Origin of the sequence: Streptomyces sp. NBC_01352, assembly GCF_036237295.1 — a bacterium.
In the GTDB taxonomy this organism is placed as follows: domain Bacteria; phylum Actinomycetota; class Actinomycetes; order Streptomycetales; family Streptomycetaceae; genus Streptomyces; species Streptomyces plumbiresistens.
Genome location: NZ_CP108354.1, coordinates 3484682 through 3507476, shown reverse-complemented (window position 1 = coordinate 3507476; position 22795 = coordinate 3484682). Strand labels below are relative to the sequence as shown.

At 70.6% G+C, this 22795-nt stretch carries 17 protein-coding genes; 12 read left to right on the top strand and 5 right to left on the bottom strand.

The annotated features are described in order from the left end of the window. Positions 1–4: 4 nt before the first annotated feature. Positions 5–691: a glycerophosphodiester phosphodiesterase gene (locus OG252_RS16220; protein ID WP_266433214.1), complete on the bottom strand. Its 687-nt coding sequence runs from the start codon at positions 689–691 to the stop codon at positions 5–7. 19 nt (positions 692–710) lie between these two features. Then, complete coding sequence (locus tag OG252_RS16215) at positions 711–1772, bottom strand: adenosine deaminase (RefSeq protein WP_329336866.1); 1062 nt, start codon at positions 1770–1772, stop codon at positions 711–713. Between the two features lie 151 nt (positions 1773–1923). Between OG252_RS16215 and OG252_RS16210 the strand changes: the two genes are divergently transcribed. Then, positions 1924–2841: a DUF4190 domain-containing protein gene (locus tag OG252_RS16210; protein WP_329336864.1), complete on the top strand. Its 918-nt coding sequence runs from the start codon at positions 1924–1926 to the stop codon at positions 2839–2841. 46 nt (positions 2842–2887) lie between these two features. Here the strand turns inward: OG252_RS16210 and OG252_RS16205 are convergent, their stop codons facing one another. Further along, positions 2888–3454, bottom strand: coding sequence for an NADAR family protein (locus OG252_RS16205; protein ID WP_329336862.1), 567 nt, complete (start codon positions 3452–3454; stop codon positions 2888–2890). 217 nt (positions 3455–3671) lie between these two features. On the opposite strand from OG252_RS16205, the gene OG252_RS16200 reads away from it, so the two are divergent. The 7 genes from OG252_RS16200 (at position 3672) to OG252_RS16170 (ending at position 11425) form a co-directional block, all read left to right on the top strand. Further along, entirely contained in the window at positions 3672–5207 is a 1536-nt protein-coding gene (locus tag OG252_RS16200) for a gamma-aminobutyraldehyde dehydrogenase (protein ID WP_329336860.1), read from the top strand. Between the two features lie 60 nt (positions 5208–5267). Continuing rightward, complete coding sequence (locus tag OG252_RS16195) at positions 5268–6515, top strand: polyamine ABC transporter substrate-binding protein (RefSeq protein ID WP_266433205.1); 1248 nt, start codon at positions 5268–5270, stop codon at positions 6513–6515. Continuing rightward, positions 6512–7672, top strand: a complete 1161-nt coding sequence (locus OG252_RS16190) for an ABC transporter ATP-binding protein (RefSeq protein ID WP_329336857.1) — start codon at positions 6512–6514, stop codon at positions 7670–7672. The genes OG252_RS16195 and OG252_RS16190 overlap by 4 nt, the downstream gene beginning before the upstream one ends. Beyond that, a complete protein-coding gene (locus OG252_RS16185; RefSeq protein ID WP_266433201.1) occupies positions 7672–8601 on the top strand; it encodes an ABC transporter permease in 930 nt (309 codons plus the stop codon). The genes OG252_RS16190 and OG252_RS16185 overlap by 1 nt, the downstream gene beginning before the upstream one ends. Then, a complete protein-coding gene (locus OG252_RS16180) occupies positions 8602–9402 on the top strand; it encodes an ABC transporter permease (protein WP_266433199.1) in 801 nt (266 codons plus the stop codon). Positions 9403–9431: 29 nt separating this feature from the next. Continuing rightward, positions 9432–10850 carry an NAD(P)/FAD-dependent oxidoreductase gene (locus OG252_RS16175; protein ID WP_329336854.1) on the top strand — a complete coding sequence of 473 codons (1419 nt, stop codon included), beginning with the start codon at positions 9432–9434 and terminating at the stop codon, positions 10848–10850. Between the two features lie 119 nt (positions 10851–10969). Then, positions 10970–11425, top strand: a complete 456-nt coding sequence (locus tag OG252_RS16170; protein ID WP_329336853.1) for a hypothetical protein — start codon at positions 10970–10972, stop codon at positions 11423–11425. A 202-nt stretch (positions 11426–11627) separates the two neighbouring features. Here the strand turns inward: OG252_RS16170 and OG252_RS16165 are convergent, their stop codons facing one another. Both OG252_RS16165 and gabT read right to left on the bottom strand, forming a co-directional pair. Continuing rightward, a complete protein-coding gene (locus OG252_RS16165; protein WP_266433193.1) occupies positions 11628–12467 on the bottom strand; it encodes a phosphatase PAP2 family protein in 840 nt (279 codons plus the stop codon). A gap of 120 nt (positions 12468–12587) precedes the next feature. After that, the gene (gene gabT, locus OG252_RS16160) at positions 12588–13922 is read right to left on the bottom strand and encodes a 4-aminobutyrate--2-oxoglutarate transaminase (protein WP_329336850.1); all 1335 of its coding nucleotides are present in this window, start codon (positions 13920–13922) and stop codon (positions 12588–12590) included. 246 nt (positions 13923–14168) lie between these two features. Between gabT and OG252_RS16155 the strand changes: the two genes are divergently transcribed. The 4 genes from OG252_RS16155 to OG252_RS16140 all read left to right on the top strand — a co-directional run bounded on the left by OG252_RS16155 (position 14169) and on the right by OG252_RS16140 (position 22772). Then, the gene (locus tag OG252_RS16155) at positions 14169–16298 is read left to right on the top strand and encodes an ATP-binding protein (RefSeq protein WP_329336848.1); all 2130 of its coding nucleotides are present in this window, start codon (positions 14169–14171) and stop codon (positions 16296–16298) included. Positions 16299–16425: 127 nt separating this feature from the next. Further along, positions 16426–18105: a PucR family transcriptional regulator gene (locus tag OG252_RS16150; protein ID WP_329336847.1), complete on the top strand. Its 1680-nt coding sequence runs from the start codon at positions 16426–16428 to the stop codon at positions 18103–18105. Positions 18106–18374: 269 nt separating this feature from the next. Further along, complete coding sequence (locus OG252_RS16145; protein ID WP_329336845.1) at positions 18375–19820, top strand: aldehyde dehydrogenase family protein; 1446 nt, start codon at positions 18375–18377, stop codon at positions 19818–19820. Between the two features lie 195 nt (positions 19821–20015). After that, entirely contained in the window at positions 20016–22772 is a 2757-nt protein-coding gene (locus OG252_RS16140; RefSeq protein ID WP_329336843.1) for a hypothetical protein, read from the top strand. Positions 22773–22795 lie beyond the last annotated feature (23 nt).

Genomic DNA, 22795 nt, shown 5'->3' with positions numbered 1-22795 from the left:
GACGTCAGACGCCGTCCCGCAGGGCGCACAGGATGTCGACGCGGTTGGTGGTGATCGAGTCGACGCCGATGTCGATGAGGCGGCGCATCGAGCGACGGGTGTCGGGGGTCCAGACGGAGAGCAGGTAGCCGTCGGTGTGGACGCGCTCGGCGAGGGCGCGGTCGACCAGCGCGAAGCGGTAGTTGAGCCAGCGCGGCCGGACCGCGGCCAGCAGCGCGGGCCGCGGCGGCGCCAGTGTCGTCCAGGTCAGCGCGATCTCGGCGGCCGGATCGGCGGCACGCACGGCGAGCATGGCGGTGGCGTCCGCGCAGTAGTACACGCGCTCCTCGGCGCCGCACTCGCGCACGACGTCCACGACCCGGCGTGCCACCCGCACGTCGGAGGTGCCCGGCAGGTCGAGCATCACCCGGCTGTCGCCGGTCGCGGCGAGCGCCCGGGCCAGCGTCGGCACCTCGTCGCCGGTGAGCCCGCACACCTCGTCCGACGACAGCGACAGCAGCGGGCGGTCGTGCTCCCACAGCCGCTTCAGCGTCTCGTCGTGCAGCAGCACGGGCACGCCGTCACGGGTGAGCCGTACGTCGATCTCGACCGCGTCCGCGCCCAGTCGGAGCGCGGAACGCAGCGAGTCGATGGTGTTCTCACGGACGCGGTAGGGGTCGCCGCGGTGCGCCACGGCGGTCAGCTTCTGCATGCGCCCATTGTGGTGGCCGTCAGGGGGCGAGCCAGGCCGAGGTGTGGGTGTCGATCTCTTCCTTGATGCGGGCCTTGCCGGCCGTGTCGAGGAAGGACGCCTCCACCGCGCTCTTGGCCAGGTCGGCCAGACCCCGCTCGTCGAGGTCCAACAGCCGGGCGGCGACCGCGTACTCGTTGTTGAGATCGGTGCCGAACATCGGCGGGTCGTCGGAGTTGATGGTGACCATGACGCCCGCCTTCACGAACTCCTTGATCGGGTGCTCGTCGAGGGTGCGGACCGCGCGGGTGGCGATGTTGGAGGTCGGGCACACCTCCAGGGCGATCCGGTGCTCGGCGAGGTGGGCGAGGAGCTTCTCGTCCTGCGCGGAACTGGTGCCGTGTCCGATGCGCTCGGCGCGCAGGTGGTTCAGCGCGTCCCACACCGTCTCGGGTCCGGTGGTCTCGCCCGCGTGCGGCACCGACCGCAGGCCCGCGGCGATCGCCCGGTCGAAGTACGGCTTGAACTGCGGCCGCGGTACGCCTATTTCGGGCCCGCCGAGCCCGAAGGACACCAGCCCCTGAGGGCGCACCCGGTCGTCGGTGGCCAGCCGCGTCGTCTCCTCCGCGGCCTCGAGACCGGCCTCGCCGGGAATGTCGAAGCACCAGCGCAGTACGGTCCCGAAGTCCGCCTCGGCCGCCTTGCGGGCGTCCTCGATCGCGTCCATGAAGGCGCCCTCGTCGATACCGCGCCGGGTCGAGGAGAACGGCGTGATGGTCAGCTCGGCGTAGCGCACCTGCTGCCGGGCCAGGTCCCGGGCCACCTCGTACGTCAGCAGCCGGACGTCCTCCGGGGTGCGGATCAGGTCGACGACCGACAGGTACACGTTGATGAAGTGGGCGAAGTCCGTGAACGTGAAGTAGTCGACCAGGGCCTCGGGATCGGTCGGCACCATGGAGTCGGGGTGGCGGGCGGCCAGTTCCGAGACGATCCGCGGGGAGGCGGAGCCCACATGGTGCACATGCAGTTCGGCCTTCGGCAGCGACGCGATGAAGGCGTGCAGGTCGCGCGGGACACGGGGCTCGATGAGGTGGTCGGTCAAGGTTCCTCCCCGGGAACGGCGTCCCCGGCCGGTGTGCGGCGGGACGCGGTGATCGGCTGATCGGTGACTCGGGGATCATCGTAGGCCGGGGTCACGCCGGACGGTCCCGGGCCTTAGCATGACGGAACGTTCGACAGAGGGGGGCCCGCGCATGTCCGACGACGCGCAGACGCCGGAAGCGCAGGGAAACGCCGCTCCCGGGCCGACGCCGACGCGTGGGGCCGGTGAGCCCGCCGACGCTCCCCGCGACCCGTGGGCCGCGCCGGGCGACCAGGGATCCGACCGGCCCGAGGCGGGGTCCACGCCGTGGCCGACGCCGCCGCAGGACTCTCCGCCCGGCCCCGGTATGACCGTCGCCGACGCGGAGTCCGTGATGCCGCCGGTCTCCCCGCCGTCGTCCTCCGTGCACGACCAGCAGACGGTCACGTCGATGCCAGGGGTGGGGGGTACGCCGCCGCACGGTACCGCTCCGACCGACGCCGTGCCGCCCTTCGGCGGTACGGGCCCCACCGGCAGCCCCGAGGCACCGCAGCCCTGGTCCTCGCCCCGCACCCCGTCGGCCCAGCCGAACGGCGAGGCCAACCCCTTCGCGCCCCCGAACGGCCCGGGTAACCCCTTCGCCCCCATCGCCCCCTACCCGGCCGCGCCCTACGGCCAGGAGCAGGTGCCCCCACCGCCCATCGCCCCCGGCGGTCCGGGCCAGGCCCCGTACGGCTACCCCGGCGGCTACGGCTACCCGGCCCCGCCCGGACCCGGCTACGGCTCCCACGCCCCGCACTCCCAGGGCCCCGGCGCCTACTACGGCTGGCCCGGCATGGCGCCCGCGCCGAACAACGGGATGGGCACGGCCGCGATGATCGTCGGCATCATCTCGGCCGTCGGCTTCTGCATGTGGCCGATCGCCATCATCGGCGGGATCGTTGCTGTGGTCCTGGGGGTGCTCGCCCGGCAGAAGGCGCGGCGGGGCGAGGCCACGAACGCGGGCCAGGCCCTGGCGGGGATCATCTGCGGCTCGGTGGGGCTGGCCCTGGCCGTCGGGATGATCGCCTTGCTGGTCTTCGTGTCGTAGGGGCGACCGAGGGGAAGACCGGATGCGCTTTCCTACTGGCGCACCCTCACTCCCGCAACCGCCCCCGCGCCTCCATCAACGCGAACCCCAGCAGGTTCGGCCCCCGCCACAGCTCCGGGTTCCCGGCCCGCTCGTCGTCCGCCGCGAGCCCGATGCCCCAGATGCGGTCCACGGGGCTGGCCTCGACCAGCACGCGGTTCCCGGTGCCCAGCAGGAACTCCCGCAGATCGGCGTGCGCGGTGAACTTGTGGACGCTGCCCTCCACCACGATCCCGTATCGCTCGCGCTCCCATACGGCGTCGTCGAAGCCGCGCACGAGCCGCCCCGCCTTCTTGGCCTGGGCCGGGCTCCGCGCCTCGACAGCGGCGCGCTCGGCCTCCGGGTCACCGAAGAGGCGCGCCTTGGACGCCATCATCCAGTGCTCGGCCGTCCGGTAGGCCACGCCGTCCACGGTGAACGGGGATGGCCACCACTGACTCAGGCAGCTCGCGCCCACCTGTCCGTCCGGGCGCGGGCGGTGCCCCCAGAAGTGCAGGTACTTCACCTTCGCCCCCGAACGCACTTCCTTGGTCAGGGTCTCCCAGGACGTGATCTCCCCCGTGGTTCTCTCCATGCACCCGAGTCTGGCAGTCACCACTGACACTCCGTCCTCCCTTTTCCAGGCCGACTCGACACCTGGTCGACAGATTCCGTCGCGTAACCAAAAGGCAACAACGGAATCACTTGTTGAGTGCCCATAGCTCTGTCAGGATCGGCACTCAAATCGAGCTGGAGCTACGCCACCCGCATTCGACACACGCGGGGCGACGGCGGAGGAGAGCGAGAGCGACATGCACAACCCGGGCAGTGCCACCCCGGAACGATTCCCGGCCCAGGACCGCTTCGCGGACGGCGCGCAGTTCATCGCGGGGCGCCTGACCAAGGGCACCTCCGGCCGTACGCACGCCGTCGTCGACCCGTCGAGCGGCGAGGAGGTGTACACGTACGAGCTGGCGGGCGCCGCCGACGTGGACGCGGCCGTCGCCGCCGCCCGCGCGGCCTTCCCGGGCTGGTCCTCGGTCACCCCGGGCGAACGCTCCGACGCCCTGCACCGCTTCGCCGCCGTGCTCGCCGAACGCGCGGAGGACTTCGCGCGCGCCGAGTCCCTGCAGTGCGGCAAGCCGCTCAAGCTGACCCGCGAGTTCGACGTCCCGGGCACCATCGACAACACCGCCTTCTTCGCCGGTGCCGCCCGCCACCTCCAGGGGCAGTCGGCCGGCGAGTACTCCGGCGACCACACCTCGTACGTACGCCGTGAACCCATCGGCGTCGTCGGCTCCATCGCGCCCTGGAACTACCCCCTCCAGATGGCCGCCTGGAAGATCCTCCCGGCGATCGCCGCGGGCAACACGATCGTCCTCAAGCCCGCCGAGCTCACCCCGCTCACCTCGCTGCTCTTCGCCCAGGCGGCCACCGACGCCGGGATCCCCGACGGCGTGATCAACATCGTCAGCGGCACCGGCAAGGAGGCCGGCGAGCACCTCGTCGGCCACCCGGACGTGGCCATGACCTCCTTCACCGGCTCCACCGCGGTCGGCAAGCGGGTCGCCGAGGTCGCCACCGCGACCGTCAAGCGCCTGCACCTGGAGCTCGGCGGCAAGGCGCCCTTCGTGGTCTTCGACGACGCCGACCTGGAGGCGGCCGTCCACGGCGCGGTCGCGGGCGCGCTCATCAACACCGGGCAGGACTGCACGGCCGCCACGCGCGCGTACGTACAGCGGCCCCTCTACGAGGCGTTCGTCGAGCGGACGGCCGCCCTCATGGAGACCGTCCGGCTGGGCGACCCGTTCGCGCCGGGCACCGATCTCGGACCGCTGATCTCGCACGTCCAGCGCGACCGGGTCGCCGGTTTCGTCGACCGGGCGCGTGCCTACGCGCGCGTGGTGACCGGCGGCGAGGCTCCTCAGGGGGATCTCAAGAACGGTGCGTACTATCGCCCCACCCTGGTCGCGGACGCCGCCCAGGACAGCGAGATCGTCCAGTCCGAGCTCTTCGGGCCGGTGCTCGTGGTCCTGCCCTTCGACAGTGACGACGAGGGGATCGGGCTGGCCAACGACACCCCGTACGGTCTCGCCGCCTCCGCCTGGAGCCGCGACGTCTACCGGGCGAACCGCGCCACCCGCGAGATCAAGGCGGGCTGTGTGTGGGTCAACGACCACATCCCGATCATCAGCGAGATGCCCCACGGCGGATACAAGGCGTCCGGCTTCGGCAAGGACATGTCCGCGTACTCGTTCGAGGAGTACACCCAGATCAAGCACGTCATGTTCGACAACACGGCGGTGCCGCGCAAGGACTGGCACCGCACGATCTTCGGGGACCGATAGCCGTATTCGGGCCGCCTGACCCGCGGCCGCCCACCATCCTCCCGAAAGGGCACCACGCGCATGGAGCAGTACGAGCCCGACCGCCTGTCCCCGGCCCAGGTGGCCGCCATGCGGCGCAGCTTCAGGAACGGCAGGGCCGCCCTCACCCGCCGCTCACTGCTGCGCGCCTCCGCGGGCGGCGCGCTCGCGGTCGGCGGACTGGGCGCGCTGAGCGCCTGTGGCATCCCCGCGGCGGGCAAGACGCAGGGCGGGGTCTCCGCCGACGACCATTCGGCGAAGGAGAAGAGCGTCAACTTCTCCAACTGGACCGAGTACATGGACGTCGACGACAGCGGCAAGCACCATCCGACGCTGGAGGCGTTCACCAAGCGGACCGGCATCAAGGTCAAGTACACCGAGGACATCAACGACAACAACGAGTTCTTCGGCAAGATCAAGCCGCAGCTCGCCGCGGGCCAGGACACCGGCCGCGACATCATCGTCCTCACCGACTGGCTGGCCGCCCGCCTGATCCGTCTCGGCTGGGTCCAGAAACTCGACCCGTCCAACCTCCCGCACGCCTACGCCAACCTCTCGGCGCAGTTCCGCGACCCCGACTGGGATCCCGGCCGCGCCTACTCGTACGTCTGGCAGGGCATCTCCACGGTCATCGCCTACAACAAGAAGGCGCTGGACGGCGTCGAGGTGAAGTCGGTCTCCGACCTGCTCGACAACCCCAAGCTCAAGGGGCGCGTCGGCTTCCTGTCGGAGATGCGCGACAGCATCGGCATGACCCTGCTCGACATGGGCAAGGACCCGGCGAACTTCACCGCCGACGACTACGACGCGGTCATCGCCCGCCTCCAGAAGGCCGTCGACAAGGGCCAGATCCGCCGCTTCACCGGCAACGACTACACCTCCGACCTGACCAGCGGCGACTTCGCCGCCTGCATCGCCTGGGCCGGGGACGTCGTCCAGCTGAAGGCGGACAGCCCCGACATCGACTTCCTGATCCCGGACAGCGGTTACATGACGTCGACCGACAACCTGCTGGTCCCCAACAAGGCGCGTCACAAGACGAACGCCGAACGGCTCATCGACTACTACTACGAGCCGAAGCCGGCCGCCGAACTCGCCGCGTACATCAACTACGTGTGTCCCGTCGACGGAGTCAAAGCCGAGCTGGAGAAGATCGACGCGGATGCGGCGAACAACCCGCTGATCATCCCCGACAGGGCCATGGCCGAGAAGTCCCACGCCTTCCGCTCACTGAGCTCGAAGGAAGAGACCGAGTTCGAAGAGAAGTTCGCGAAGCTGACTGGGGCGTGACCACCATGACGAACAAGACCGACACCACGGGCGATGTCCGCCTCTCCGGCATCAGCAAGACCTACGGCTCCTTCACCGCCGTACACCCGCTCGACCTGACCGTGCCGCAGGGCTCCTTCTTCGCCCTGCTCGGCGCCTCCGGCTGCGGCAAGACCACCACCCTGCGCATGATCGCGGGCCTGGAGGAACCTTCCTCCGGCACCGTCTTCCTCGGCGACCAGGAAGTCACCCGCCTCCCGCCCTACAAGCGGCCGGTGAACACGGTCTTCCAGTCCTACGCCCTCTTCCCGCACCTCGACATCTTCGAGAACGTCGCCTTCGGCCTGCGCCGGCGCGGCATCAAGTCGGTGAAGAAACAGGTCGGGGAGATGCTCGACCTGGTGCAGCTCGGCGAGCAGGCCCGAAAGAAGCCGCACCAGCTCTCCGGCGGCCAGCAGCAGCGCGTCGCGGTCGCCCGCGCCCTGATCAACCACCCCAAGGTGCTCCTCCTGGACGAGCCCCTCGGCGCCCTCGACCTCAAGCTGCGCCGCCAGATGCAGCTGGAGCTCAAGCGCATCCAGACCGAGGTCGGCATCACCTTCGTGCACGTCACGCACGACCAGGAGGAGGCCATGACCATGGCCGACACGGTCGCCGTGATGAACGCGGGCCGCGTCGAACAACTCGGCTCGCCCACCGACCTCTACGAGAACCCGAACACCACCTTCGTCGCCAACTTCCTCGGCACCTCCAACCTGATCGAGGCCGAGGTCGACTCCAAGAGCGGCGACGAGATCGTCCTCAAGGCGGGCGGCGGCAAGCTGGTGCTCCCCGAGGCGCGCTGCTCCGCCCCGACACAGACCGGCGGCAAGGTGCTGGTCGGCGTCCGCCCGGAGAAGATCTCCCTCACGCACGCCGACGACGCGGGCGAGATCCCGGTCGGCCGCAACCGCATCACCGGAAAGATCGCCAACTCCAGCTTCATCGGCGTCTCCACGCAGTACGTCGTCGACAGCCCGGTCTGCCCGGACTTCGAGGTGTACGCCCAGAACATCGACCGTGACGCCCGTCTGGTGCCCGGCGCCGAGGTCGTCCTGCACTGGAGCCCGGCCCACACCTTCGGACTGGACGCGGCACAGGACATCGACGCCGGTGTCCAGGAAGAGGCGGCGCTCTGATGTCGACGCTCACCGAGGCGCCCCCGCCTCTCGCGCCCGCCGTGCCCGCGAAGAAGCCCCCGCGCAGACGCGGCCGCCTGGTGCCGTACTGGCTGCTCCTGCCCGGCATCCTCTGGCTGCTCGTCTTCTTCGCGCTGCCGATGGTCTACCAGGCCTCCACGTCCGTGCAGACGGGCTCCCTGGAGGAGGGCTACAAGGTCACCTGGCACTTCGCCACCTACTGGGACGCCCTGTCCGAGTACTGGCCGCAGTTCCTGCGCTCGATCGCCTACGCGGCCGCCGCGACCGTCCTGTGCCTCCTCCTCGGTTACCCGCTGGCCTACCTCATCGCCTTCCGCGCGGGCCGCTGGCGGAACCTGATCATGATCCTGGTGATCGCGCCGTTCTTCACCAGCTTCCTGATCCGTACCCTCGCCTGGAAGACGATCCTCGCGGACGGCGGCCCGGTCGTCGGCGCCCTCAACACGCTGCACGTCCTGGACGTCACGAGCTGGCTCGGCTGGACCTCCGGCGACCGCGTGCTGGCCACGCCGCTCGCGGTGGTCTGCGGTCTGACGTACAACTTCCTTCCGTTCATGATCCTGCCGCTCTACTCCTCGCTGGAGCGCATCGACGGACGGCTCCACGAGGCGGCGGGCGACCTGTACGCGCGGCCCGTCACGGTCTTCCGCAAGGTCACCTTCCCGCTGTCCATGCCCGGCGTGGTCTCCGGCACGCTGCTGACCTTCATCCCGGCGGCCGGCGACTACGTCAACGCGGACCTGCTCGGCTCCACGGACACCCGCATGGTCGGAAACGTCATCCAGAGCCAGTTCCTGCGGATCCTCGACTACCCGACGGCGGCGGCACTTTCCTTCATCCTCATGGCCGGGATTCTCGTGATGGTCACGGTCTACATCCGCAAGTCCGGAACGGAGGATCTGGTTTAAATGACCTTCGTCAACTGGCTCAAGCGCCATTTCGTCGTCATCGCGGGACTGCTGACGCTCGGATATCTCCTCCTGCCGAACGTCGTCGTCACGGTGTTCTCCTTCAACAAACCGAAGGGGCGCTTCAACTACGAATGGCAGCAGTTCTCCACGGACGCCTGGAAGGACCCGTGCGGGGTCTCCGACCTGTGCGGCTCGCTGTCGCTCAGCCTCCAGATCGCCTTCTGGGCGACGCTCGGCGCGACCGCCCTCGGCACGGCGATCGCCTTCGCACTGGTCCGCTACCGCTTCCGGGCGCGCGGTGCCGTCAACTCGCTGATCTTCCTGCCGATGGCGATGCCCGAGGTCGTCATGGCGGCCTCGCTGCTCACCCTGTTCCTCAACATGGGCGCGCAGCTGGGCTTCTGGACGATCCTCATCGCCCACATCATGTTCTGCCTCAGCTTCGTGGTGACGGCGGTGAAGGCGCGCGTGATGTCCATGGACCCGAAGCTGGAGCAGGCGGCCCAGGACCTGTACGCGGGACCCTTCCAAACCTTCATACGGGTCACCCTGCCGATCGCGGCTCCCGGAATCGCGGCGGGTGCGCTGCTCGCCTTCGCGCTCTCCTTCGACGATTTCATCATCACGAATTTCAACGCGGGCTCGACCGTCACCTTCCCCATGTTCGTCTGGGGTTCGGCACAGCGCGGCACACCCGTTCAGATCAATGTCATCGGGACGGCCATGTTCCTGGTCGCCGTCCTGTTCGTCCTGACCTCGATGGTCATCGGAAACCGCCGCACCAAGCAAAAGGCGTGAGCGGAAAAGTGCTGTAGGGAGTTGACATCATGGCCCCAAGCGCCATGAGCCGTTGGACCACGTCCCTTTCCGACGCCCAGCCGGTCTCGTACTGGCTGGACGACCCCGGCAAGCCCCACCCCGAACCCGCGCTCACCGGCGCCGAGACCTGCGACCTGCTGGTCGTCGGCGGCGGCTACAGCGGACTGTGGACCGCGCTCCTCGCCAAGGAGCGCGACCCGCAGCGGGATGTCGTCCTGCTGGAAGGCCGCGAGGTGGGCTGGGCCGCCTCGGGCCGCAACGGCGGCTTCTGCGCCGCCTCCCTCACCCACGGCCTGCCCAACGGCCTGACCCGCTGGCCGGACGAGATCCACAAGCTCCAGGAGCTCGGCGCCCGCAATCTCGACGAGATCGAGAAGGCGGTCGCCCGGCACGACCTCGACTGCGACTTCGAGCGCACCGGCGAGATCGACGTGGCGACCGAGACGTATCAGGCGCGGGAACTGCGCGACTGGTACGAACAGATGGAACGCGAGGGTCTCGCCGACGGCGTGGAGTTCCTGGACAGGGAGGCCGTCCGGGAACAGGTGGCCTCCCCCACCTTCCAGGCCGGCCTCCACGACCGCCGGGGCGTCGCCCTGCTCCACCCGGCCAAACTGGTCTGGGGCTTGAAGCGGGCGTGTGTCCGACTCGGCGTCCGTGTCCACGAGCACACGCCCGCGCTCACGCTGAAGCCGTACGGCGCCGGGATGGCCGTACGCACTCCGTACGGCTCGGTCCGCGCCCGCACGGTCGCGCTCGGCACCAACATCTTCCCGAACCTGGTCAAGCGCGTGCGGGCGTATACGGTCCCGGTCTACGACTACGCGCTGATGACCGAACCGCTGAGCGCCGGCCAACTGGCGTCGATCGGCTGGAAGAACCGGCAGGGGCTGGGGGACAGCGCCAACCAGTTCCACTACTTCCGCCTGTCCGCGGACAACCGCATCCTCTGGGGCGGCTACGACGCGATCTACCCGTACGGCGGCCGGGTGCGCGCCGAGTACGACGACCGCCCTCAGACGTACGCCAAGCTCGCCGGGCACTTCTTCACCTGCTTCCCGCAGCTGGAGGGCCTCCGCTTCACGCACGCGTGGGGCGGCGCGATCGACACCTGCTCGCGCTTCTCGGCGTTCTACGGCACGGCCCACCACGGGAAGGTGGCGTACGCGGCGGGCTACACGGGTCTGGGCGTCGGGGCCACCCGGTTCGGTGCCGACGTGATGCTGGACCTGCTGGCGGGGGAGTCCACGGAGCGCACGGCGCTGGAAATGGTCCGCAAGAAGCCGCTGCCCTTCCCGCCGGAGCCCTTCGCGTGGACGGGCATCGCCCTGACCAAGTGGTCGCTGGCACGGGCGGACGCGCACGGCGGGCGGCGCAACCTGTGGCTGCGGACGATGGACAGACTCGGGCTCGGCTTCGACAGCTGACCTGTCGTATGTGGTCCGGTTCACTCCAACGAGGAGCCAAAACCCGCGTAATGCCGCCAGGAGACCTCCCTCTCTCTCGTGACGCGACTCGCGTCCACGACACAAAGGGAGGTCGCCTCATGACTGGGGCGAAGACGGCGGTCGACTGGCTCGCATCCGTGGCTCCGGATCCCGAGGCCTGCCGCTGGGAGTGGGAACGCAACCCCCTCGGGGTCGCGCTCCTGCCCGCGGGCAAGGCCTGGGACGTACTGATCCTGCCGAGTGAGCTCGGCTACCCGACACTCGACGTCCTCACCCGCATCCTCGACCAGCCGGGACCGGTGCTGGTCGACTTCGGCGATGCCCGCATGGGCTTCTTCGTACCGCCCGGGACCGCGGCCCGCTGGCTCGGCACGGGCATCCGTACGGCGGGCGCCGGCACCTGGATCGTGGTGCCGTACCCGGGCCGCGCCACCGGCGGCGGAGTCCGCTGGCTGGTGCCCCCGGACGGCTCCGGCACCCTCACCGACCCGGCACTCCTGGAACTGGCGATGCACGAGGCGGCGGCGGGCCTGGCGACGGACGAGCACGACTAGACGGGCACGACTAGACGGGCACGACCAGACGGTCACGACCGGACAGGCACGACCAGACGGTCACGGCGAGACGAGCAGTACGAGACGAGAACGACCAGACGAGCACCACCCGAGGTACGACCGAGCGGTCGTCCACACCATCCGGCGACTCGTCGGCCGCCCGTGCGGCCGACGCGGAAGGCCGCCTCCGCCCACGTACTACTTACTCCGTCGGCTCGTCGTCGGGCGTCCCCCGCCCGAGGAACAGCCACAAGGACGACAGCAGCACCGCACACAGACACCAACTGGCCACCACATCCAGCGGCCAGTGGTAGCCGCGGCGGACCAGGCCGAAACCGACGCCGACGTTGACGACCGCACAGGCGATGAGGAGTTCCCGGCGGGCATAGGCCGTGCGCAGCCACGGGAAGAGGAGCAGGGCCGCGGAGCCGTACGCGACGGCGGCCGTGGCGGTGTGGCCGGAGGGGTAGTAGCCGACCCCCGGGGGCATGACCGAGGTGCCGTGGCGGGCCGTGAGTTCCTTGATCGGGATGATCAGCGCCGGGACCAGGGCCATGAGGAGGGCCGCCGCGGTGGGCGGGAGCCACCAGCGGTCTGTACCACTGTGCCGGCCCCGCCAGGCGACATAGGCCAGGACGGCGGCGAGGACGGGGACCGCGACCTGGATGTTGCCCAGGTCGGCGAGGAGTTCGGAGAATCGGTCCGGATGGACCAGGGCGCGGCTGACGCGCTCGTCCGCGCGCAGCAATGGGCCGTCGTCGACGACCTGCCAGGTGATCAGCGCGAAGAGGAGGGCCGGAAGCCCGAAGAGGAAGAAGAAGGAGGTCGGCCGCCCCGGAACAGGGGGGGTGGTTCCGGGGCGGCCGATCAGATCGGACGGTCGCGCGCCCCGGGGGGTTTGGGGCGAGCGATTGTCCGATCGGTGAGGAGATCCGGAGCCGGAGGCACCGGTTGTGTGCGCGAGGGCACGACCAGGTCGAAGCTGGGGAGGCCCCGGCCTGATGTCGCCCACAGTCCCCTGTGGGCGGGGTGTATCTCTCATCTGGGTAGAACCTACGTCAGGCGATGGGCCGAAGACAGGCGGAATCGAGTCCTCCCATGCACCCCGCACACCTTCTTCACACGGTCTGCCGCTCGCGGAATCACCTGTGCGGCCCACCCGTCAGATGCGCGCGAAAGCCTGCTCGATGATGTCGAGTCCCTCGCGCAGGAGATCCTCGCCGATGACCAGCGGGGGCAGGAAGCGCAGCACGTTGCCGTAGGTGCCACAGGTCAGGACCAACAGGCCCTCCTGGTGGCAGGCCTTGGCCAGCGCGGCGGTCGCCTCCGGATTCGGCTCCTTGGTGGCGCGGTCCTTGACCAGCTCGATGGCGATCATCGCGCCGCGGCCGCGGACGTCCCCGATGATGTCGAACTTCTCGGCCATGGCGGACAGCCGGGCCTTCATCGTCGCCTCGATCGCCTTCGCCCGGGCGTTGAGGTCGAGCTCCTTCATCGTCTCGATGGAGCCGAGCGCACCCGCGCAGGCGACCGGGTTGCCGCCGTAGGTGCCGCCGAGGCCGCCCGCGTGCGCGGCGTCCATGATCTCGGCGCGGCCGGTGACGGCGGCGAGCGGCAGACCGCCCGCGATGCCCTTCGCGGTGGTGATCAGGTCGGGGACGATGCCCTCGTCCTCGCAGGCGAACCACTGGCCGGTGCGGCAGAAGCCGGACTGGATCTCGTCGGCGACGAACACGATGCCGTTGTCCGAGGCGAACTTGCTCAGCGCGGGCAGGAAGCCCTTCGCCGGCTCGATGAAGCCGCCCTCGCCGAGCACCGGCTCGATGATGATCGCGGCCACGTTGTCCGGGCCGACCTGCTTGGTGATCTGGTCGATGGCCTGGGCGGCGGCCTCCGGGCCCGCGTTCTCCGGGCCGGTCGGCCAGCGGTAGCCGTAGGCCACCGGGACCCGGTAGACCTCGGGCGCGAACGGGCCGAAGCCGTGCTTGTACGGCATGTTCTTCGCGGTCAGCGCCATCGTCAGGTTGGTACGGCCGTGGTAGCCGTGGTCGAAGACGACGACCGCCTGCCGCTTGGTGTAGGCGCGGGCGATCTTGACGGCGTTCTCGACGGCCTCGGCGCCCGAGTTGAACAGCGCGGACTTCTTGGCGTGGTCGCCCGGGGTCAGCTCGGCGAGGGCCTCGGCGACCTCCACGTACCCCTCGTAGGGCGTGACCATGAAACAGGTGTGGGTGAAGTCGGCGAGCTGGGCGGAGGCCCGGCGTACGACGGCCTCGGCGGAGGCGCCGACCGAGGTGACCGCGATGCCGGAGCCGAAGTCGATCAGACGGTTGCCGTCGACGTCCTCGATGATCCCGCCGCCCGCGCGCGCGGTGAACACGGGCAGCACGGAGCCCACTCCCTGCGCGACCGCGGCGACACGGCGGGCCTGCAGCTCCTGCGACTTCGGGCCGGGGATGGCGGTGACGACGCGGCGCTCCTGCGGAAGTGCGGTCATGGGGGGCTCCTGGGGTGTTGCTCTTGCCGACGATTGCCTTCTCTTTTCTCGCAGGCTAGGGCGGGGACCGGGAGGTGGGCATGCTCCATGTGGGCGTTCTCGCCGACGCGGCTTGTCCGTCTTGGACATGGCGGTGTGCGGCCCGGTCGGTACCGGCCCGGCCGCGTAAGCGGTGAACTACCCAGGCGGGGGCGTTAGATTGACTCGCTGACGGTGGACGGAACGGCTGGTCAAGGGGCGAGGGCGATGGACAGCGACGGGACGCGGGACGCGCGGGGTACGCATGCGAACCCTGTGCCACGTCCGGCGGGACCCCCCGGGATCCCGGCGATGCCGCCGCGGCCGACCGCGGCTCCGACGCCGGGCGTGCCGCCGAGGCCGGACGGGTCGGCCTTCCTCGCCTGGCTGCGGACGCCCCGGCCGGAGGCGGCACCGGGGGTGTGGCGGTTCGGGCACAAGCCGCGGCCGGACGAGGAGCCCGAGCAGATCCCGACGCGGCAGCTGCTCAGCGGGGCGGTGATCGCCTTCCTCGTCGGCTGGCTGATCTGGTCGCTCCTGTGGAACGGCTACCTCGGCGGCTGGTGGGTCCTGCCCCTCGAACTCTTCACGCCGGACTCCTGGCGGCACAGCAACGACCGCGTCGGCAACGCCGTCCTCTGGTACGGCTACTACACGCTGATCGCCCTCGCGATCATGTTCGCCGTCGGCCGCCTCGGCCGCTGGGGCGAGATCTGGCGCCGCTTCGGCCCGCCCGCCTGGCGCCGGTCCGCGCCGGTGACCGAACGGCCGCCCACCCCCGAGCAGGACCCCGCCGAGTGGCCCCAGCTGCGGGCCGCCGGGGCCGTCGACGCCGCCGAGCGGCTCGCCGCCGAGGCCCGGGCCGGGCTGATGCGGGACGTCGACCTCGCCCGGATCGACCGCGCCTGGCAGGGCGTGCGCAGCGGCCGGCACAGCCTCGCCACCTTCACCGGCGCGGTGCTCGGCGAAGGCGCCGCCGCCTGCGGGCACCCCTCCGGCGAGCGCGACCTGCCGACCCGGATCGCCCGGCACGACCTGGTCACCGGCCAGGTGCGCCTGGGCACCACGGCCGACGACGCCCGCAACCCGTACGCCTACCGCGGCACCGGCCTCGGCCTCGGTCCCGAGCTGCTCGGCACCTCGCTCCTCGCCGTCGGGCCGCCCGGCTCCGGCAAGACCGGGACCGTGGTGAACCCGCTCGCCGAGTCGCTGTGCCTGCACGCGCTCGCCGGGCGCGCCTCGGTCGTGGTGGTCGGCGCGGCGGGCGCCGGGCTCGGCCCGGCCGACTCCTACGACGTGGTCGTACGGATCGGGAATCCGGAATCGGTGTACGACCTCGACCTGTACGGCGGCACGACGGACCCGGACGAGGCGGCGGCGGTGCTCGCCGAGGCGCTCGTCGGCGATCTCGCCGAGCCGCACCAGGGCGGGGACACCCGCCGCTCCACCACCGTCCTCGCCCAGCTCCTCGGGCCGTTCCGGACGGTCCATGGACGCTTCCCCTCCGTACCGGAGCTGCGGCAGCTGCTCGACGGATCGCCCGCGCCGCTGGCCGCACTGCGCAAGGGCCTCGAGGACTCCGGGCAGGAGTCGCTGCTGCGCGAACTGGACGCGCGGGAGCGGCAGATGGGGCAGCCGGGGGACGTGGGCGGCGTCCTCGCGGACCGCGTGGCGCTGCTCGACCGGCCGGCCTTCGCGGGCTTCTTCGACACGTCCGGACAGTCGCGGCCGTTCTCGCTCAAGGCGCTCGACCATCCCGTGCGGGTCCGCGTCGACCTGCCGCAGCGCGGGCACGCCGACGCCTCGCGGATGCTGGCGCGGCTGGTGCTGGCCCAGTTCACGGCGAGTGTGGCGGTACGGGAGGACCGGTCGCTGTTCGCCTGCCTGATCCTGGACGACGCCACGGGCGTGGTGACGCCCGAAGCCGTACGGGGCATTCAGCGGCTGCGGTCGGGCAACGCCGGGGTCGTGCTGACGCTGCGCACCCTGGACGACGTACCGAGGCCGCTGCGCGGGCCGCTGCTCGGGGCCACCGGGTGCCGGATGGCGCTGTCCGGGCTGACGCCGTGGGACGGGCAGGACTTCGCCGAGGTGTGGGGCAAGGAGTGGATCGAGGCGCGGGACGTCACCGACCGGCAGATCATCGCCGAGACGCCGGCCGGCAAGGTGCTGCACGCGGTGCGGCGGGTGATCACCGGCAAGGCACCGACCGCGCGGGCGGTGACCGTACGGCAGGTCGAGCGCGAGCGGTGGTCCGCGTCCGAGCTGGCGCACGTGCCGCCGGGGCACGCGGTGCTGTCCCTCACCAACGTGAAGGGCGAGCACGCGCCGCCGCTGCTGGTGGATCTGCGCGGTTGAGGTGACGCGGGGACCGTACGCTGAGGCAGAATCGGCACGGGCCGTTCATACGTAGCGGCCAAAAGATCACAAAGATCACGACAGCCGCACTTGCCACACATACCTGTCTCGTACACCTGAAGGCCTCATGCCCCCCACGCTCGCCTCGCTCGTCCACCACTCCGCGCTGAAGCTGACCGTGCGGGCGGGCGAGGACCGCCTGGACGTGCCGGTCCGCTGGGCACACGTCAGCGAGCTCGCCGACCCCGTGCCCTACATGGAGGGCGGCGAGCTGCTGCTGGTCACCGCGCTGAAGCTGGACGCGGAGGACCCGGAGGCGATGGCGCGCTATGTGAAGCGGCTGGTCGGCGCGGGGGTCGTCGGGCTCGGTTTCGCCGTCGGGGTCAACTACGAGGAGATCCCCAAGGCGCTCGTCGACGCGGCCGAGCAGGAAGGGCTGCCGCTGCTGGAGGTACCGCGCCGCACGCCCTTCCTCGCCATCAGCAAGGCGGTGTCCGCGGAGATCGCCGCCGACCAGTACCGGGCGGTGACCGCGGGCTTCGCGGCGCAGCGAGAACTGACCAAGCAGGCCCTCATGGACGGCCCGGAGGGGCTGCTGAGCGCGCTCGCCTCGCAGGTCGACGGCTGGGCCGCGCTCTACGACGCCTCGGGCGCCGTCGTCGCCACCGCGCCGGAGTGGGCGGTACGGCGGGCCGCCCGGCTCACGGCGGACGTCGAGCGGCTGCGGGACCGGCCCGCGCCCGCCTCCTCGGTCGTCGGCGGCCCCGAGCACGAGGACCGGGTCGAACTGCACTCGCTGGGCACCGGGCGGCGGCCGCGCGCCGCGCTGGCCGTCGGGACCGCCGCGGCCCTCGGCACCGCCGAGCGGTACGCCGTCCACTCGGCCATCGCCCTGCTCACCCTCACGACGGAACGGTCACGCTCCCTGCACGCGGCCGAACAGCGGCTCGGCGTGGCGGTGCTGCGCATGCTGCTCGCCGGGGAGCCGGACCACGCGCGCACGGTCGCCGGGGATCTGTACGGCGCTCTGCTCGACGCGCCCTTCCGGATGATCGTCGCCGAGTCGGCCTCCGCCGCGTCGGCCGCCCGGGTGCAGACCGACGACCACGCGCATGTGCCGCCCGCCAATCCGACGGCCGCCACCCTCGCCGCCGCCGACACGAACGGTGATCCGCTGGGCGCGCTCACCGAGGTCGTGGAGTCGGCGGCGGCCCGCTCCGGCGAGGCCGTGCTGGTCGTGCCGGAGAACGGGGGCGGTGAGAGCGAGCGGCTGGTGGTGCTCGCCGCGGACGGCGGTGCCGCGGTGGCCGCGTGCGGGGAGTACGCGGCGGCGCTGGAGGCGGCGCGGGCGGGGGTACGGGAGCAGGCGGCCGGCGGTGACGAGGACGAGCTGGTCGTGGGGCTGTCGGCGCCGGTCGGGCCGATCGCCGCGGCGGCCGCGTACAAGCAGGCCGAGCAGGCGTTGTCGGTGGCCCGGCGGCGGGGGCGGGTGTTCGTCGAGCACGAGCAGATGGCGGCGGGGTCGGTGCTGCCGTTGCTGGCCGACGATGCGGTGAAGGCGTTCGCGGACGGTCTGCTGCGGCCGCTGTACGAGCACGACGCGACCGGGCGGGGGGATCTGGTGGCCTCGCTCCGGGCGTGGTTGTCGCGGCACGGCCAGTGGGATGCGGCGGCCGCGGACCTGGGCGTTCACCGGCATACGCTGCGGTACCGGATGCGGCGGGTCGAGGAGATCCTCGGGCGCTCGCTGGACGATCCGGACATGCGGATGGAGCTGTGGCTGGCGCTGAAGGCGACGTCGGCGTAGGCACCCGGCACGGGCGCGGGCCTCGCTGGGGGCTCCGCCCCCAGACCCCCGTTTGCCCACCCAAACCCACCCGTCTCGGTCAGTGAAAAGGTGTACCTCTACCTCTCAAGCAACCGAGTCGGGTGGCGGGTGGGCAAAGGCCGGGGGTTTGGGGGCGGAGCCCCCAGGGGCGTGCACCCCCACCACCCTGCCAATCCGGCGCACGCCGGCGTCCCACCACTACACACCGGCGAAACGCCATCCGCCCTCCCCACCCCTACCGTCGACACATGACTTCCACCCACGCCTTCTGGCTCGCCGGCCGCCAGGCCACCGGCGAGGACAGCTTCGACGTCACCTCGCCCTGGGACGGCCGCCTCGTCGGCAAGGTCGCCGTGCCGAGCGACGCGCAGATCGAGGAGGCCGTGGCCGCCGCGCACGCCGTCCGCGAGGACTTCGCGGCCACGCCCGCCCACCTCCGCGCCGCCGCACTCGACCACGTCAGTCGGCGGCTGGCCGAGCGCACGGAGGAGATCGCGCAGCTCATCTCCGCGGAGAACGGCAAGCCGATCAAGTGGGCCCGCGGCGAGGTCGGCCGGGCGGTCTCCGTGTTCCGGTTCGCGGCCGAGGAGGCGCGGAGGTTCAACGGCGGCGAGGCGCAGCGCCTCGACACGGACGCCGGCGGTCAGGGCCGCCTCGCGCTCACCCGCCGCTTCCCGAAGGGCGTCGTGCTGGGCATCGCGCCGTTCAACTTCCCCCTGAACCTGTGTGCCCACAAGATCGCCCCGGCGATCGCCGCCGGTGCGCCGATCATTCTCAAGCCCGCCCCGGCCACCCCGCTCTCCGGGCTCGTCATCGGCGAGCTGCTCGCCGAGACCGAGCTCCCGGCCGGTTCCTGGAGCATCCTCCCGGTGCCCAACGACCGGATGCCCGCCCTCGTCCAGGACGAGCGCCTGCCGGTCATCTCGTTCACAGGTTCCGAGAAGGTCGGCTACGCGATCATGGACTCGGTGCCGCGCAAGCACTGCACCCTGGAGCTGGGAGGCAACGGCGCCGCGGTCGTCCTCGGCGACTACGCCTCCGACGCCGACCTCGACTGGGCCGCCACCCGCATCGCCACCTTCTCCAACTACCAGGGTGGCCAGTCCTGCATCTCCGTGCAGCGGGTCATCGCGGACGCGTCGGTGTACGAGCGTCTGCTGCCCCGCGTCGTCGCCGCCGTCGAGGCCCAGACCACCGGCGACCCGAGCGACGACAAGACCGACGTCGGGCCGCTGGTCAGCGAGGACGCCGCCAAGCGGGTCGAGGCGTGGGTGCAGGAGGCCGTCGAGGCCGGGGCCCAGCTCCACACCGGCGGCAAGCGCGACGGCGCCTCCTACGCGCCGACCGTCCTGACCGACGTACCGGCGAGCACCACCCTCTCCTGCGAGGAGGTCTTCGGGCCGGTGCTCACCGTGCAGAAGGTGGACGGGGAGGCGGCTGCCTTCGCCGCCGTCAACGACTCCAAGTACGGCCTCCAGGCAGGTGTGTTCACGCACGACCTCCAGATCGCCTTCCGCGCCCACCGCGCGCTGGAGGTCGGCGGTGTCGTCATCGGCGACGTGCCGTCCTACCGCGCCGACCAGATGCCGTATGGCGGCGTCAAGCAGTCCGGGGTGGGCCGCGAGGGCGTGAAGTTCGCGATGGACGACTACACGTACGAGCGGGTGCTGGTCCTGACGGGACTGGCCCTTTGAACCATCGCCTTCCTCGACCAATGGCCTCGGCCCGCTGTACGGGGCTGAGGCCATTGTCGTGCCCGGGGCGTTGCTGGTCTCGTCCGCCCCGACCGGGACACGCTCTCGTCCCCGATGTCAGTGGCTCTGGCTAGTCTCTGCACGGCAGCCCAACTATGGAGCGGAGGCAGCGTGGCTCAACCTGCACAGCGGCCTGTGGCCATCGACGGGAAGATCGGCTCTCTCCCTTTCCACGACATGGCGTGGAGCGACTTCGAGAGGCTGGTATGGGAACTCGTCCAGGCGGTGGAGCGTCTGTCGCCGTGTCACCGCTACGGAACACCGGGGCAGGCACAAGGTGGCGTCGACATCACCGGGCGTGCACCGGACGGCAGTTGGTCCGCCTTCCAGGTCAAGCAGGTGGCCCAGTTCACCGCCACCGCTGGGAAGAAGGCGCTGGAGCTGTTCGTCCGCGGGCCGCGTCCCCACGGTGCCACGCGCCTGGTCGTCGTCATCTCGTGCAAGGGGACACGGGCTCAGGTACGCGACATGGCCCACAGCTATCAGAACCGGTACCCAGACCTCACCCTGGGCGAAGTCTGGGACGGCGAGCATCTGGGCCGCCTGCTGCGTGCTCAACCACGCATCGTTGCCCGCTACTTCGGGGACGACGTGGCTCGGCGGTTCTGTGACAGCGATGTCCTGGAAGCGTTCTTCTGCGCCGCAGGCGCCGCCTCGGTGGGAATCCCTGTCGCCGCTGCGGACCCGTTCGGACTGGAGATCCACGAGGCGATCTCCGTCGGTGACGACACACGGGAAGGCGCGCTTCCCAGGTACTTCCGCCGACCGTTCGACGACGCACTCGAGGCCGCTGTGGACCAGGCACACAGCGGGCAAAGTGTGATCAAGGTCCTCTTGGGTGACTCGTCCTCCGGAAAGTCCCGCGCGGCGTACGAGGCGATCCAGCGCCTGCCGGAGGAGTGGCGGCTGTGGCATCCGGCCGGTCAGGACGAGCTGCTCGGTTCGCTCGACTACGTAGCGCCTCGAACGGTGCTGTGGCTCAACGAGATCAACCGGTACCTCCTCTCCGGCGACACAGTTCGTGATGAGCGGGTCGCCGATCGACTCACCGAGCTGCTGCGTGACCCCGACCGCGCACCCGTGCTCGTTCTGGGTACGGCCTGGTACGAGCACTGGTCAACGATGACCACGGCGCCAGGGAACGAACGCACGCGAACCAAATCCCTGTTGGCCAGATGCCGCATCCGCGTGCCGGAGACATTCAGCGAGAGCGAACTCTCGGTCCTCACGGCGGAGTCAGGGCAGGCCGATAGCCGGATACTGCTCGCCGCACGCCTCGCCGAGAGCGGGCATGTCATCCAGTATCTGGCCGGCGGTCCCGCCCAGCTTGAGCGTTATGAGACGGGCTCTCCGACAGCCCGCGCGGTGTTGGAGGCCGCGATGGACGCCCGCCGACTCGGCCACGGTATCGATCTTCCCCGGGTTTTTCTCGAGGCCGCCGCGCTGGCGTATCTCACGGCGTTGCAGCGCGATCTGGCGCCTCGCCAATGGTTCCGGCAGGCGGTGGAGTACCTGTCGGCTCCGTGTCGCGGTGTCCGCGGTCCACTGGCGCCGGTTCCGGGCTTCGCCATGACGGACGCGCAGGAGCCGAACCACTTCCGGTTGTCAGACTTCATCGAGCTGCATGCGCGGCGTCACCGGAGCATGGTGTGTCCGGCCGGAGAGTTCTGGTCCGCGGCCGCACGGCTTTCGGCCGCCGCGAAGGACAAGGCTGCCTTGTCCCGCGCAGCTCTGGCCCGCGGGCGAACGACAGACGCCGAGTCCTTGGCTCTGGCAGCGGCGGCGGAAGGGGAGGGTGGGGGCCTCTTCGGGCTCGCCGAATGGATCGCAGGGCACGGCACGGACGAGGATGCCATGCCCTATTACGAGCTGGCCGGCGAAGCCGGTGACGCCCAGGCTCAAGTCGTCGTTGCCTGGAGGCACGAACGCGCGGGGCGACTCGACGACGCGGAAGCCTGGTATCGCAAGGCCATGCAGACCAGCGGCAGGTTCGACGCCGCCGTGGGGCTCGCCTCCGTCCTGACCTGGCGCGGGCATACCAAGGCCGCGGCCAGACTCTACGGGAGGGTTCTCGAATCCGGCTTCTTCGGCGCCCGGGCCGTCGAGTACCAGGCCCGTTGGCTGACCGAGCGTGGCCAACACGAGCTCGCCCTGCTCCTCACGACGTGGTCGTTCGAAGCCGGCAACACCGAAGCCTTCACTGGGCTTGCCTGGACCTACAGGTACAAGGACACGCAGCGGGCGATCGATGTCCTCCTGCATGCGGCAGAAGCAGGCGACACCAATGCCCCCCGGGAACTGGCCTGGATCTACGAGGAGGAGGGTGACTCCGTCCGAGCTGATCACTTCTGCGAGGTCGCCGTCTCTCTCGGTGAGACGAACGCACTGCGGGGGCTGGGAATGATTCGCCGCAGCAAGGGCGACCACTGTTCCGCCGCTGCCTTGTTCTGGAGGGCTTATAACCTTGGCCTCGGCCACGTGTTGTTCGAGTTGGCTGACCTGAGAGAGAGGGAAGGCAAGCTCAAGCAGGCGGAACGACTGTATTGGCGTGCTTTCCGGGAGGGGCAGCAATACGCGGCGAATCATCTGGTGCGCATCCTGGAGACCAGCGGGCGGACTCGAGAAGCCGAGGAACTGGCCGGTGATTCCAGTGACCTTCTCCGAGCACTCGCACTAGCGCGCGCCAGCCGGGGCGAGCTGGACGCAGCGGAAGACCTGTTGACCGCAGCCATCGTTCGGGGAGAGGCGGATCTGCTGTTGACCGTGGCCGAGTTCCGGCAGCGACGTGGGGACCTCGCCGGAGCGAAGCATGCACTTGGGAAGGCGAGAGACGCCGGGGTGTCCTCTGCGGCGGACAAGCTGGCGAAGCTGCTGGAGGAAAAGCCGGGCTGACAGTCGAAAGGAAGGGCCGAGCA